14 protein-coding genes are annotated in these 14,389 nt (G+C 63.2%); 9 read left to right on the forward strand and 5 right to left on the reverse strand.

The window, feature by feature from the left end; translation table 11 throughout:
* Window positions 1-19 precede the first annotated feature (19 nt).
* Complete coding sequence (locus RVY79_RS04860) at window positions 20-754, reverse strand: S1 RNA-binding domain-containing protein (protein ID WP_317462906.1); 735 nt, start codon at window positions 752-754, stop codon at window positions 20-22.
* A gap of 382 nt (window positions 755-1,136) precedes the next feature.
* On the opposite strand from RVY79_RS04860, the gene ycaC reads away from it, so the two are divergent.
* Both ycaC and RVY79_RS04870 read left to right on the forward strand, forming a co-directional pair.
* Complete coding sequence (gene ycaC, locus RVY79_RS04865) at window positions 1,137-1,760, forward strand: isochorismate family cysteine hydrolase YcaC (RefSeq protein WP_317462907.1); 624 nt, start codon at window positions 1,137-1,139, stop codon at window positions 1,758-1,760.
* Window positions 1,761-1,839: 79 nt separating this feature from the next.
* Window positions 1,840-2,790, forward strand: coding sequence for a pirin family protein (locus RVY79_RS04870; protein WP_317462908.1), 951 nt, complete (start codon window positions 1,840-1,842; stop codon window positions 2,788-2,790).
* 10 nt (window positions 2,791-2,800) lie between these two features.
* Here RVY79_RS04870 and RVY79_RS04875 read toward each other — a convergent pair whose 3' ends face one another.
* The 3 genes from RVY79_RS04875 to RVY79_RS04885 form a co-directional block, all read right to left on the reverse strand.
* Window positions 2,801-3,529, reverse strand: coding sequence for a 16S rRNA (uracil(1498)-N(3))-methyltransferase (locus RVY79_RS04875; protein ID WP_317462909.1), 729 nt, complete (start codon window positions 3,527-3,529; stop codon window positions 2,801-2,803).
* A 3-nt stretch (window positions 3,530-3,532) separates the two neighbouring features.
* A complete protein-coding gene (gene secB / locus RVY79_RS04880; protein WP_317462910.1) occupies window positions 3,533-4,027 on the reverse strand; it encodes a protein-export chaperone SecB in 495 nt (164 codons plus the stop codon).
* 73 nt (window positions 4,028-4,100) lie between these two features.
* A complete protein-coding gene (locus tag RVY79_RS04885) occupies window positions 4,101-4,520 on the reverse strand; it encodes a rhodanese-like domain-containing protein (RefSeq protein WP_317462911.1) in 420 nt (139 codons plus the stop codon).
* 257 nt (window positions 4,521-4,777) lie between these two features.
* On the opposite strand from RVY79_RS04885, the gene gpmI reads away from it, so the two are divergent.
* The 3 genes from gpmI (at window position 4,778) to RVY79_RS04900 (ending at window position 9,053) form a co-directional block, all read left to right on the forward strand.
* Complete coding sequence (gene gpmI / locus RVY79_RS04890) at window positions 4,778-6,355, forward strand: 2,3-bisphosphoglycerate-independent phosphoglycerate mutase (RefSeq protein WP_317462912.1); 1,578 nt, start codon at window positions 4,778-4,780, stop codon at window positions 6,353-6,355.
* Between the two features lie 29 nt (window positions 6,356-6,384).
* Window positions 6,385-7,554: a murein hydrolase activator EnvC family protein gene (locus tag RVY79_RS04895; RefSeq protein WP_317462913.1), complete on the forward strand. Its 1,170-nt coding sequence runs from the start codon at window positions 6,385-6,387 to the stop codon at window positions 7,552-7,554.
* A 140-nt stretch (window positions 7,555-7,694) separates the two neighbouring features.
* Window positions 7,695-9,053 (forward strand): S41 family peptidase, encoded by a 1,359-nt coding sequence (locus tag RVY79_RS04900; RefSeq protein ID WP_317462914.1) that lies wholly within the window; start codon window positions 7,695-7,697, stop codon window positions 9,051-9,053.
* Between the two features lie 85 nt (window positions 9,054-9,138).
* On the opposite strand, the gene RVY79_RS04905 is transcribed toward RVY79_RS04900, so the two are convergent.
* A complete protein-coding gene (locus RVY79_RS04905) occupies window positions 9,139-10,599 on the reverse strand; it encodes a Fic family protein (RefSeq protein ID WP_317462915.1) in 1,461 nt (486 codons plus the stop codon).
* 229 nt (window positions 10,600-10,828) lie between these two features.
* Between RVY79_RS04905 and RVY79_RS04910 the strand changes: the two genes are divergently transcribed.
* From RVY79_RS04910 to RVY79_RS04925, 4 genes are all read left to right on the forward strand, one after another.
* Window positions 10,829-11,338: a helix-turn-helix domain-containing protein gene (locus tag RVY79_RS04910; RefSeq protein WP_317462916.1), complete on the forward strand. Its 510-nt coding sequence runs from the start codon at window positions 10,829-10,831 to the stop codon at window positions 11,336-11,338.
* Window positions 11,339-11,504: 166 nt separating this feature from the next.
* Window positions 11,505-12,704 (forward strand): MFS transporter, encoded by a 1,200-nt coding sequence (locus RVY79_RS04915; RefSeq protein WP_317462917.1) that lies wholly within the window; start codon window positions 11,505-11,507, stop codon window positions 12,702-12,704.
* Entirely contained in the window at window positions 12,705-13,577 is an 873-nt protein-coding gene (locus RVY79_RS04920) for a DMT family transporter (RefSeq protein ID WP_317462918.1), read from the forward strand.
* A gap of 116 nt (window positions 13,578-13,693) precedes the next feature.
* A complete protein-coding gene (locus tag RVY79_RS04925) occupies window positions 13,694-14,269 on the forward strand; it encodes a histidine phosphatase family protein (RefSeq protein WP_317462919.1) in 576 nt (191 codons plus the stop codon).
* Window positions 14,270-14,389: the final 120 nt, after the last annotated feature.

The following is a 14,389-nucleotide window of genomic DNA, read 5'->3' on the forward strand; positions in this document are numbered from 1 at the left end:
CCAAGGCGCCACCGGCGCGTCAGTTGGACTGATGTGCGTCTATCGCCTCGCGCGTCAGCCGGATGCCTTCTTCCTCGATGGTGATCAGCCGCTTCTTGTAGAGCCGCCCCACCGCCTGCTTGAAGGCGCTCTTGCTCACGCCCATGCGTGCCTTGATCTCGGCGGCGGGTGTCTTGTCGCCCAGCGCCACATACCCGCCGTGGCAGCGCAGCAGCTCCAGCACCTTGTCGCCGACCACATCGAGCCCCGCCTCGCCAGGCGGCAGCATGGCCAGATCGAGACGCCCGTCTTCGCGCACGCGCTTGATATAACCGGTCAGCCGCTGGCCGCGCCGAGGCGGATGGATGATGTCATCGGCGTACAGCAAGCCCCAATAGCGATGATCGACCACCGCCTTGAAGCCCAGGTCGGTACGCTCGGCGACCACCAGCGCAACGCGGTCACCGGCCGTCATCTTCGGCGCCTCATCGGCCAGGAAGCGATCCAGACGCATCGACGCAACCGGCCGGCCCTGAGCGTCCTCGTAGAGCATCACCAACACCCGCTTGCCGACCTCGGGGCGGAAGCGCTGCTCGGCGAACGGCAGCAACACATCCTTGGGCTGGCCCCAATCGAGAAAGGCACCGGTCGTATTGACCGCCACGACCTTGAGATACGCCACCTCGCCAATACGCCCCAAGGGTGGCCGCGTCGCACTCGACGCACGCTGCCCGGTGGCGGATGAACGTGGAGAAGGATCTTGGGAACGGGACATGATGGCGACCACTGACGAGAGATATGTCCTCATTATGACGCCGCCCGGCAACGCGAGCAAAGGCCGTGGCGGGGTTTGGCGTATAAATCGGCGATTCCCTTACAACACCGATTCGGCACACATACAGCCCAATCAACGTTTGGGATCTACGCTTGAAGCGAGACGGCGCGGCCACTCTCACGATCCCCGAGGGGCACACCACGATGTTACGGCCCCTTCGTCATGAGCTCGAGCGCCGAGATTGAAGACTCCCTTCGCCAATTCCAGACCGGGCAGCTCGGTACGGCCTCGTAAAGGGTTTGGGCGGTCACGGGACCGCCCAATGGCCGGCGGGACACCCCAAGCGGGCGCCTCGCCCTTTTCCACGATAGAGAGGTGCACAATGGCTTATTCCTACCAACGACTCGACAAGAACGATGTCGCCCTGCTGATGATCGATCATCAAGCGGGCCTGTTGTCGCTAGTCCGCGACTTCACGCCGGACGAGTTCAAGAACAACGTGCTGGCCCTGGCCGACATCGCCGAGTTCTTCGATCTGCCGACGATCCTCACCACCAGCTTTGAGGACGGCCCCAATGGCCCGCTGGTGCCGGAGTTGAAGGAAAAATTCCCCGACGCGCCCTACATAGCTCGCCCCGGTCAGATCAACGCCTGGGACAACGAGGACTTCGTCCAGGCGATCAAGGACACCGGCAAAAAGCAGCTGCTCATCGCCGGCGTGGTGACGGACGTGTGCGTCGCCTTTCCGGCGCTGGCCGCGCGTGAAGCGGGCTACGAGGTCTTCGTGGTCACCGATGCCTCGGGCACCTTCAACTCGACCGTGCGCGAGGCTGCATGGGATCGCATGTCCCAGGCCGGCGTACAGTTGATGAACTGGTTCTCGGCGGCCTGTGAACTGCATCGCGACTGGCGCAACGACATCGAGGGCTTTGGCGGCATTCTGGCCAAACACCTGCCCCACTACTCGAACCTGATTCAAAGCCGCGATGCGGCCCTGAAAGGCTGAACCTTACCCACGCCGACCCTGCCGCCACCGCTACGCGCAGTGGCGGCAACCTCCGCTAGCATACGCAGGAGATTCCGCCATGAGCACCACAGAGAACCGCCCCCGACTCTACGACTCACGTGAGTGCCCCGTGGTAGACGGCCACCGGCTGATCCAGCACCTGAATGCACGCACGGCGGATGTTGGCGGCATCCCAGTCAACCGCGTGATACCCCAGAAAGGTCGCCGGCTGATCGGCGCCTGGTGCTTTCTCGACCATGCCGGTCCGGCAACTTTTTCTATCGGCGATCAGGGCATGCGTGTCGGCCCGCATCCGCACACCGGCCTGCAAACCTTTACCTGGATGCTGGCTGGCGAGGTCATGCATCGCGACAGCTTGGGTAACACGCAGCGCATTCGGCCAGGCCAACTCAACCTGATGACGGCAGGCCGGGGTATCGCCCACACAGAGGAATCCATTCCCGAATCCGGTCAATTGCACGCCGCCCAGCTGTGGATTGCCCTGCCCCACGCCGAGCGCCATACTCCGCCACGCTTCGATCATTACCCCGCATTGCCGCGTTGGTCCGAACAGGGCGCAGACGCCACGTTGCTGGTGGGCGAGTTCCAAGACCACAAGGCGCCGACGCTCACCTTCTCATCGCTTCTCGGCCTCGACCTCGTCAGCACCGACACCCTCCGGCTCCACCTCCCGGCCCGCCCTGATTTCGAATATGGCGTACTCGTGCTTGAAGGCAGCCTCACCATAGAGCGCGACCATTTCACCGCCAACGAGATGGCCTACCTCGGCAGCGGACTCGACGAGATCACACTCGCGTTGGAAAGCGGCACACGCGTGCTACTGCTCGGCGGCGAACCGCTGCATGAAGACATCTTCATCTGGTGGAACTTCGTCGGCCATAGCAAAGCCGAGATCGCCGAAGCCCAAAAGGAATGGGAATTCGGCAGCGACCGCTTTGGCGATGTGCCAGAATTCGATGGCGAACGGATCATGCCGCCACCGATTCCGTGGAAAATAGCATCCAATTAAATTGCGGCGCTTACCCCAAATCCCCAAAATAATGCTGCAACAGCGTAAGGGCGACGACGGGGGCGGTCTCGGTGCGCAGGATGCGGGGGCCGAGGGTGAGGGCGGTGAAATCGGCGGTGTAGGCGGCGTCGATTTCGGTGGGGGATAAACCGCCTTCGGGGCCGACGAGGAGTGCGGCGCGGGTAATGTCGCTGGCGTGTTGCCAGGCGGTGTCGGTGGCGGGATGCAGGACGAGGCGTAGCGCTTCGTCGCGTGCCGCCAGCCAAGCGCTGAGCGTTTGTGGGGGGTGCACGGTGGGCACGCGGCTGCGCCCGCATTGCTCGCAGGCGCTGATTGCGACGGCTTGCCAGTGGGCGAGTTTCTTGGCTTCGCGCTCACCCTTGAGGCGCACGTCGCCGTGCTCGGTATAAAGCGGGGTGATGGCCGCGACGCCCAGCTCGGTCGCCTTCTGGATCGCATAATCCATGCGATCGCCCTTGGAGATCGCCTGGCCGAGGTGCACCGCCAGCGGCGATTCGGCGCCGCCCTCGGTCACGGCGGTGACCCGCACACATACCTCGCGGCGCCCCACGCTGACGATGTCGGCCTCGGCTTCGAGCCCCTCGCCATCGAACAAGCGCAGCGCCGCGCCTTCACGCAGCCTCAACGCGCCCGCCACATGGCGTGAGGCACCTTCGGGCAAGGTGACTTCCGCTGCGGCGACCAGCGTGGCCGCCACATGAATGCGCGGTCCGGCCATCGTTTACTGCACGTTCTCGGCGGCTTCGCTTTCGCGCTTCTTCTTCTGGGCGTACATCGCCTCGAAGTTGACCGGTGACAGCATCAGCGGCGGGAAGCTGCCGCGATTGACCAGGTTGTCGATGCACTCGCGCGCATAGGGGAACAGCATGTTGGGGCAGAAAGCGCCCAGGGTGTGATCGAGCTGATCGGCGCTCAAACCGGCGATGTGGAACAGACCCGCCTGCTCTACCTCGGCAAGGAATGCGGTAGCGTCGTCTTCGTTGTTGGTGACCTGCGCCGTTACCTTGACCACCACCTCGTAGAGGTTTTCACCGACCTGCTCGCTGGTGGTGTTGAGGTCGAGCCCCACCTTGGGCTTGAACGCATTCTGGAACACGCTCGGCGAGTTGGGCGACTCGAAGGAGACGTCCTTGACGTAAATGCGCTGCATGGAAAATTGCAGCTGGTTCTGCGTGTCGTTGCCACCTTGAGCGGCCTGATTGTTGTCTTCCGCCATGTTGCACTTCCTTTGACTTATCTATGCATGAGACGCGGGGCCCGGCGTGCGCCGCCCCGCCATTGTATTGTGCTTACTTGCGTACCACCGGCAACTCATCGGACTGCCACTGGGTCATACCGCCCTTGAGCTTGGTCGCACGAGTGAAGCCAGCCTGGGTCAACTGCCCCACGGCGGCACCGGAACTCTGGCCGTGCTTGCACACCACTACCACCGGCTTTTCCTTGTAGTCCTCGAGTTCCTTGAGGCGATCTCCCAAACGGCCCTGGGGAATATTGCGCGCGCCGGCGATATGTCCCGCCTTGAAGTCCTTGACCTCGCGAATATCCAGAAACAGCCCGTCCTCGTGATTAATCAGCGAGGTGGCTTCGGACGTCGAGACGCCGCTGTTCGAGCCTTTCAGCTCGTAGGCGATCCATGCCACCAGTACCACCAGAAAAGCGCCTGACAGTAGCAGATGGTTTTGCACGAATTCGAATAACTGATCGATCATGAGTGCGGATAACTCTCGTTGTGTGTCTGTCGGCGTCGTGTGCGCTCGGCGCACGCCGCATGCCCCGGCGGGCGCCTTAGTATACATGAGCCATGCGCGAGCGTCCGGCCCCGCCGACGCGGCTGACGCTCTGCCGTGACTGCGTTATGATGCCGCAAGGAGACGTGAGTCGCGAACCCCCAGCGGCACTGCCGCTTCATGGGGTCATCGGCCGGATGCGCCGATGCGACGCCCATCAGATTCCCGCGAGGCATGTTATGGCAGATACCCACACCCAACGTCCCCGGCCCGTTGCGCTGTTGATCCTCGATGGCTACGGCCAGAACGATGACACTCGGCATAACGCCGTTTACTCGGCCAAGACGCCGGTCATGGACGCGCTGAAACAACGCTACCCCTCCGCCTTGCTGCACACCGATGGCAAGTACGTCGGGCTACCCGACGGCCAGATGGGCAATTCCGAAGTCGGCCACATGAACCTCGGCGCCGGGCGCATCGTCTACCAGGACTTCACGCGTATCACCAAGGCCATCGAAGACGGCGAGCTGGCTGCCAACACCGCATTGACCGCGCCCATCGACGCCGCCGTGGCCGCCGGCCGCGCCGTGCACCTGCTGGGCTTGCTCTCGCCCGGTGGTGTGCACAGCCACGAGGATCACATCCTCGCCGTGGCCGCGTTGGCCGCCGAGCGCGGCGCCAAGCACGTCTATTTGCACGCCTTCCTCGATGGTCGCGACACCGCACCCAAGAGCGCCCGCGCCTCGCTGGAACGTGCCAACGCGCGGCTCGCCGAGCTGTTCGGCGCCGACAACGCCTACGTCGCTTCGATCGTCGGCCGTTACTACGCCATGGACCGCGACAATCGCTGGGACCGTGTCGAGCAAGCCTATCGCGTCATTGTCGAGGGTGAAGGCAAGCAGGTCGCCACCAGCGCCGAGGCCGGACTGGACGCCGCCTACGAGCGTGACGAAACCGACGAATTCGTCGCCGCCACCAGCATTCGCCCGCACGGCGAGCCAGTGCGCATGACCGATGGCGACGCCGCGCTGTTCCTCAACTTCCGCGCCGACCGCGCCCGCGAGCTGACCCGCGCCTTCGCCGAAGACGACTTCAGCGGCTTCACCCGCCAGGCACGGCCCAAGCTGGCCCACGAAGGGCTGGTGATGCTCACCGAGTACGCCGCGAACATTCCGGCGCCGGTGGCCTTTCCGCCCACCGACCTGGTCAACACGCTGGGCGAGACCGTCGCCAAGCGCGGCCTGAAACAGCTACGCATCGCCGAGACCGAGAAGTATGCCCACGTCACTTTCTTCTTCTCCGGCGGCCGTGAGGATGAGTTCGACGGTGAGACTCGTGAGCTGATCCCCTCGCCGCAGGACGTCAAGACCTACGACGAGAAGCCGGAGATGAGCGCTTATGAGCTCACCGACAAGCTGGTCGCAGCCATCGACGCGGGCACGTTCGATCTGGTGGTGTGCAACTACGCCAACGGCGACATGGTCGGCCATAGCGGCGACTTCGATGCTGCCGTCAAGGCCATCGAGGCGGTGGATATCTGCCTAGGCCGGGTGATCGACGCCATCGAACGCGCGGGCGGCGAATGCCTGGTCACCGCCGACCACGGCAATGCCGAGCAGATGGTGCATCCCGAAACGGGCAACCCGCAGACGGCGCATACGACCTTTCAGGTGCCGCTGGTTTACGTCACGCCGCGCGCCGACGCCACCCTTGCGGACGACGGCAGCCTATGCGATCTGGCACCGACCCTGCTGACCATGATGCACGAGCCGATTCCAAAGGAAATGACCGGCCGCGTGCTGGTGGATACCCCCTGATAGGTGTGCGTATATTGCGGAGTCGGCGTATGAACGCGCCCACGTCCAGCAAGCGAATCGCCATGGCATGTGCCATGGCGATCTCGTGTGGGTGGCTGTCGCTGGGCACGCCCGGCGCCTGGGCACAGAACTCCCCCGAGGAAGTACGCCGTCAACTCGAAGCGCTGGGGGAGAACATCCAGCAGGCCCAATCGCGCCTCGAAGGCACGCGCGACTCACGCGACGAAGCCCAGCGCGCATTGCGCGAGGTGGAAACCCAACTGGCCAAGACCCAACAGCGGCTAACCAGTCTGCAGCGTGAGCAGGACCAGCTCGACCAGGAGGTCGCCGAGCTCAAGCAGCAACGCCAGACCCTCGAGGAGGAGCGCCGCCAGCAACGCGCCGCCCTGGCCACGCAGCTCAACGCGCTATACCGACTCGGCCCTACGCCACAGCTCAAGCTGCTGCTCAACCAGACCGACCCCGCGCGGCTGGATCGCCTTCAGCAGTACCTCAATCATCTCAATCAGGCGCGTCAACAGCGTCTCGATGACCTGGCCAAGCTCGAGGACCAGCTCGACAAAACGCAAAGCGCACTGCAGTCCCACCAGAAGCGCCTGAACAGCCTGGCCAGCGAGTTGGCCGAACGCCGCAAGACGCTGGCCGCCCAGCGCAGCAAGCGCGAGGCCATCCTCTCGAAGTACAAACAGCGCTATGCCAACCAGCAAGCCAAGCTGGCCGCGCTCAACGATAATCGCGAGGATGCCGAGCAACTGCTCGACCAAATGCGTGACAGGCTCGAGCGACTCGACCAGGCGCCGCCCTCCACGGATATCGAACAGACACAGGGCGAGCTGCCCTGGCCCGTGCAGGGTGACATCCTCGCCAGTTACGGCAATGGTAGCGGCGTCGACCGCAACGGCATTGTCATCGGCGCCGAGGCCGGCACCCCAGTCACTGCCGTACATGCCGGCCGCGTCGTCTTCGCCAACTGGATGCGTGGCTTCGGCAACCTCGTGATCATCGACCACGGTGATAAAATCATGACGCTTTACGCGCACCTGCAACGCTTCGATGTCAGGGTCGGCGCACACGTGGAGCGCGGTACCACCATCGCCGCCGTTGGCGACAGCGGTGGCCGCGAATCGCCAGCGCTGTATTTCGCGGTCCGCGAGAACGGTGACCCCATCGACCCCAGCAGTTGGATCGCCCGACGCTGAACATGTGTCACGCTGGATTGCGCCGACCCATAAAGGCTATGCTGGGCCTTCGGCGCGCGTGGGTTCGCCTTCGCCCCGCCCCGGTTGCCCCCCTTGGGGCCAGCCAACACGAGCCCGTTCCGCCGCGTTGTGGAGACAGCATGACCGCAAGCCAATCCCGTCCGCGTTTCATCGTTCGTCACGTTCTAGCAATGGGCATGGCCCTGGTGATCGGTGCGCTAGCCCTGCCGGCGCATGCCCAGCAAAGTACTCAATCTCAGAGCACCCAGCCCAGTACCCAACAGAGCACTCAGCCGTCGGCCGACAACGACGCCCTGCCCGTGGAAGACGTGCAGACCTTCGCCGAGGTCTTCGAGCGCATCAAGCGCGCCTATGTCGATGAAGTCGACGACACCACCCTGATGCGCAACGCCATGCGCGGCATGCTCGGCGAGCTCGACCCGCATTCCGCCTATCTCGACAAGGAGGCCTTCCAGGCCCTGCGTGAGACCACTGAAGGTGAATTCAGCGGCGTCGGCATCGAAGTGGGCATACAAGATGGGCAGCTGACCATCATCTCCCCACTTGACGGAACACCAGCGGCTCGCGCTGGCCTCCAAGCCCAAGACCGCATATTGCTCATCAACGATACGCCCACCGAGAGCCTGTCGCTGCAGGAGGCCGTGGACATGATGCGCGGCAAAGAGGGCACAGAACTGCAACTGACCATCCTGCGCCAGGGCGAGGATGCGCCACGCGAGGTCACGCTGACGCGTGAGACCATCCAGACCGAGAGCGTCAAGCACGAAATGCTCGCCCCGGGCTATGGCTACCTGCGCATCAGTCAATTCCAGAGCCGCACCGGCGAGCAAGCCCGCGACGCCATCGCCGCGCTGCGCGAAGAGGGCAAGCTCAAAGGCCTGGTGCTCGATCTGCGCAACAACCCCGGCGGCGTGCTCGACAGCGCCGTCGACGTCGCCGATCTGTTCCTCGACAGCGGCCTGATCGTCTACACCGAAGGCCGTCTGCCGGACAGCGACATGCGCTTCTCGGCCTCCTCCCAGACCATCGCCCCGGATGTCCCCATGGTCGTGCTGATCAACGGCGGCAGCGCCTCGGCGGCGGAGATCGTCGCCGGTGCCCTGCAGGATCAACAGCGCGCCGTGCTGATGGGCACCGAAAGCTTCGGCAAGGGCTCCGTGCAGCAGGTACTGCCGCTCCCCAACGGCGACGGCCTGAAGTTGACCACCGCGCTCTACTACACGCCGGATGGCCGCTCGATCCAGGCCCAGGGCATCGCGCCGGATATCGAAGTGGTGCGTGGTCGCCTCGAAGTCGCTGAAGGCAATGGCTTCAACATCCGCGAATCGGATCTCGAGAATCACCTGCGCAACATCAACGGCCAGGCCGAAAACGAACCACAAGGCGCCTCACTCGCCGAAAGCGACTACCAGCTAGGCGAAGCGCTCAACCTGCTCAAGGCCCTCAACGTTCTGCCGCGCACGCAGTCCAGCAACTGACGCCCCGCACTAACCACTGACAAAACGCCCCCGCGCCGTGATGTTGAAATAAACGGCGCGGGGGCGTTTTGTCAGATTCAGCAAGCTACTCGTTATTATCGCTGCGGCGCTGCAGCCAGGTTTTGCCAGCGGCCGTTAGCCGGTACCTCTGCAAACGGCTATTGGGCTTGTCCGGAATCGTCATTTCAATGGCGCCTGCCTTCAGCGCCGGACGCAAATAGGCTTCCCGGAAGTGATCTTCATGTTTCAGCCCAAGCGCTGCCTGCATCTCCGAGCGCTTCATTTCGCCCTGCAAGACCGAGAGTAGTCGCATCACTTCCCCGGTGACTTCCCCGGTGACTTCCCCGGTGACTTCCCCGGTGACTGGTGGGGCCTCTGCGTCAGAGCGCCATTCTGCTTCTGGCCGCCATACCACTGCGCTGAACTGATTGCCCGACGCGTCGTCCACCAAATCAATCCGCGGCCATGCCTGAAGTGCTCGGGGTATGCCGCTGCCCATGCCTCGATAAGGCAGGATATGAGAGGCATGCTCGGTGAGCGTAGGATTGCGGCGAATGGTCTTGCCTCGGCGAATATCTGCCGGGCTCAAGCTATCCGACAAGTGGCCAGGGCTAACGATCTCCACCCGGTCGGCAAAGACCATCAGGCGTACAGAGGCGCTGGTGAAATAATCCCGGTGGATCAGGGCGTTGACCAGCAGTTCTTCCAACGCTGTTTCGGGGATCTCAAGCTCACCCAACGTATTGAAGCTGCGCCCATGCTGCACATGGTGCAGGTTGCGCTTGATAAAAGCGAAAGCGCCCCGGAACTGCTCCAGCAAAGTGCCCTTGATGTCCTCACTATCCAGGTAGCGGGTATCGTGCAGCGCGGTGCCGGGGAAGGCCACCGCCTTGACTTCAAATGCCGAGCGCCAGCGCTGGGGGGTGCGGGCAAACAGCATTAGCCCCGACAGGTTCAGCTCGCTGCCATCGCCCAAGCCCAGGTTCTGCAGCAACTGCTCCCGAGTCAGGCCCGAGAACTCATCGCTTTCTCCGTAGCGACGATCGAAATAGGCCGTAAAGGCCTTGTCATCGATATCTTCGATGGAAGTACCCGCCACCGGCACCACATCGGCGTAAACCAGCCCGGATCGTTGGAACATGCGCTGCATTTCCTCCCGGGAAGTTACATGCCGCTTGTCCGAGCCCTGCTTGACCCAGATGCGGCCTTGATTGTCCAAATAAGGCTTGGCCAATCCATCAGGCACTTCAACCACCACCACAAGCCCCTGCTCCGTCTGCACATTCTCGGTCAGCGGATGCACCGGCGGGCGCACATGCTGAGAGGCGGCGTTGCCCAGCAACTGGTTCAACCGCCGAACCGCCACACCATCCAGCCCCGCAATCGAGCCATCGTCGTTCACGCCCAGAAACAGCCAGCCACCGCCACTGTTGGCAAAGGCCGCCAGCTCGGCGGCAAGACCATCCGCATTGGTAACGTCGCGCTTGAACTGGTGGCGGCTGTCTTCGCCGCGTGCGATGACTTCTTGAAGGTCACTTTGTGTCATGGCAATGCCATTTCGCTCCTTTTTTGACGAGTCGGCCCTGATTCTCTTCAACACTCAATACGACAAACCACTCCGCGCTCCCGAAGACCGGAATATCGGCGTTATAGGTGGCAAAAGTGAACTGGTGCATCAATTTAACAAATAAACGACGCGGGGCGTTTTGTTTGGGCCTCGGCTTGCACGTGTAAAGTGATCGTTTTACACTGCGGATATGGATATTCGCACACGATTGCTCGAGACCGCCGAGCAGCTCTTCGACCGTCACGGTTTTAACGCCACCGGCATGGACAGGCTGACGGAGGGCGCGGGGATCTCGAGCCGCACGCTCTACAAGCACGTCGGCAACAAGAACGGCCTGATCGCGGCCGTTCTGAACGAACGGGATCGCCGCTTCCATCGCTTGGTGGAAGAGGACAGCATCGATGCCTTGTTCGGTGCACTGGAGACCTGGTTGGCCCAGGAGGCCGTGCGGGGCTGCCTGTTCCTGCGCGCCTGGGGGGAAACCGGCGGCGACGTGCCGGAAATCGCCGAGGCGATGGAACGCCACAAGCAGCGCCTGCGGGACCGGATTGGCGACATCGTCGTCGCCGAGATCGGCCGGCACGACGACGAACTCGTCGAGACGATGCAACTACTGTTCGAGGGCGCGACCCACATGGCGGCGTATCGCGGCGTCGCGGCCGTCGATGTCGCGCGCCGGGCGGCGCAGCGTTTGGCAAACGCCGCGCGGGCATCATAGCAGCGCCGAGTTCAGCGACACGCTTGCCGCTTCGACACGCAGCATAGCCAACGACTAGTAACGTTAACCGGGCTCGGGCCGGCGGCTACATTACGTCCATAGTGAAAACGATCGTTTTACATTCCATTAACACGATGCCGGCCACAGGCCGAGGGGAGTACACCGCATGACGCGTATCGAATTCCGCCTGATCGTCGCCGGCACCATGCTGATCGGCACCACCTACGGCTTGGCACGCTTCGCCTATGGGCTCTTCCTGCCCGGCATGCGCGACGATGTCGGCTTGAGCCCGACCCTGGCCGGCGTCATCGGTAGCGGCGCTTATGTCGGTTACTGCCTCGCCATCGTGCTCAGCGCGCTGCTAGTGGAGCGCTTCGGGCCGCGCCGGATTGCTGTCGCCGCCGCCCTGATCGCAGCGGCCGGCATGGCAGGTGTCGCCCTCAGCACGCAGCCATTGTGGCTGGCCGGCGCCATTCTGCTCGCGGGGACGAGCACCGGGCTGGCATCGCCGCCCATGGCGCAGGCAGTGTCCCGCGCGATCACCGCGCCCCGGCAAGGGCGGGCCAACACCGTCATCAACGCCGGTACCAGCCTGGGCGTCGCGGTTTCCGGACCGGTCGCTTTCATCGCCACCGGCCAGTGGCGGCTCGCCTACGCCGCCTTTGCCATTGCCGCGTTGCTCAATGCGCTGTTGTTGCTGATCAGCATGCCTCGCGCGGGCACCAATGACGACGCCTCAACCGACAGCCGCCAAGACACCGACCGCCTTGGTGGGCTATGGCGCCCTCGCGCGTTGACGCTCGTGGTGGCAGCCGCCGGGATGGGCACGGCCAGCGCCGCCTTCTGGACCTTCTCGAGCGATGTGGTCATCACGCTGGGACATTTCGAGCAGGCGACGGCCAACATCGTCTGGATTTTGATCGGCGTCGCGGGGCTGGTGGGCGGCGCGGCGGGCGACCTGATCGCACGCTTCGGCCTCAACATCGTGCATCGCGGCAGTCTCGCGGCCATGGCCGGCGCGCTCGGCTTGCTGGTACTCAGCGCCTCGAATCTGGTAGCGGTGCTGGTCGCGGCCGCACTCTTCGGCGCGGCCTACATCATGCTGACCGGCGTCTACCTCGTCTGGGGCATCCGGCTGTATGCGGACCGCCCCGCCATCGGGCTGGGACTGCCCTTCCTGATGATCGCCGTTGGCCAGATCGTCGGCTCGCCCCTCGCGGGCTACCTGATCGGCAGCCGAGGGTATCTCATCTGCTTCATCGCCTTCGCGCTGATCGCGGTGGCTACGGCCTTCATCGGCTACAGGACCGCCGAGCGCGCGGCTTTCCAGCCTCTTTCCACTTCATCCCGTCATCAGGAGACATAAATGGCAGGTGCAACGGCACTCGTGGTTCTCGCCTCACTTTGCTGGGGTTTATCCGGCGGCATCGGCGGCCTGCTCATGGCGGACGACTGGGATGCGTTCGTCGTCTCGTTCTACCGGGGCGCCATCGGTCTGCTGTTCGTTCTCGGGTGGTTGGCGATCCGCCCGCGCCACAGCGGGTTGCGCAATCGCCGCCTGTGGGGCTGGTCGGCGGTGGCCGGCCTGGGCGTCGCCGGCAACTTCGCGTTCTACTTCCTCAGCATCTCGCAGGGCAGCGTCGCGGTGGCGGCGACATTGATGTACTCGGCGCCGATCTTCGTCTATCTGCTCTCGTTCGTACTGAAGCTCGAACAGCCCACGCCGATAAAATGGGCCGCCATCGTGGTGGTGATGCTCGGTATCGTACTGCTAACACGCATATACGATGTGAGCTCAGGGGGCGTCACGCTACTCGGCGTGGGTGCCGGGCTGCTGGCCGGGGTCTCCTACGCTGTGTTCATCTTCGGGTTCAAGTATGCCGCACCGCACGGCAGCCCACAGGCCATTCTCGTGATCGCCTTCGCGGTCCTCGCCGTGCTCCTGGCCGGCCTTGGCGACACCAGCCAAACCTTGGACGTGTTACACACGCCGGACTGGCCGCTGTTCGTCACGCTGGGGATACTCGGCGCCGGGCTCTCGTTCATCTTCTACATCGCCGGCCTGAAACACACCGCCCCCGCCGTCGCCTCCATCGTCGCCATGGTGGAACCCGTCACCGCCTCGCTCTTCGGCGTCATGGTTCTCGGCGAAAGCCTGGTGAGCATCCAGATCGTCGGGATGGTGCTGATCCTCGCCACGGTGACCGCGCTGAGCGTCTACTCTAGTCCCAAGAAGTGAGGTGGGGTTTAAATAGGATCACGCAACGTTTTACGGCGCTATAGAAATTGGGCGATGGTGTATGGAAACATCCTCCTGATGCCGTAAGCCACCATGATGATCAACGGGGTCTTATCATGAAGCTCCTAGGCTACCTCGCCCTAGCGCTGCTGCTCGGTGTACTGGATGCGTTTCCAATCAGCGCCCAGGCAAACGAAACCACCTGGAGGGCCTTGCAGAAAGGCGGCGCGGTGATTTTGATGCGCCATGCAGTGGCTCCGGGAATAGGTGATCCTGCCGAATTTGAGCGCGGTCGCTGCGAGACGCAGCGCAACCTCTCTGAGCGAGGACGCGCTCAGGCGAGAGCGATTGGCCGTGATCTCCGCGAGCGGAACATTTCGGTTGCAGCGGTGTATGCCTCGCAGTGGTGCCGCGCATTGGACACCGCAAGACTCATGGACATCGGCGACGTCAAACCAGCACCGTGGCTAGACTCTTTCTTCCGTGAGCGTAGTGACAAAGAATCGCGTACCCGAAAGGCGCGCGAGCACATCCTGGACTGGCAAGGGCCAGGCAATTTGCTGTTGGTTACCCATCAAGTAAATATCTCGGCGCTGGTGGGCAGTGTCATTGGCGCCGGCGAGATGATCGTAGTGCGTCCTACCGATGATAAATTGCAGGTATTAGGGCGGTTAAGCGTCGGTAGCTATTAGCGGCTCCTGGCTACGTCTCCATCAAACCATGGTGGAAGCCTGTGTAGCGCTTAGGGGCAGTGATTCTCTGCAAAAGCTGGAGTATTCAGATCGCCATGATGGTGTTGGCCTGCACTACGG

The sequence above is a fragment of the Chromohalobacter sp. HP20-39 genome (assembly GCF_033052815.1).
Classification (GTDB): Bacteria; Pseudomonadota; Gammaproteobacteria; order Pseudomonadales; family Halomonadaceae; genus Chromohalobacter.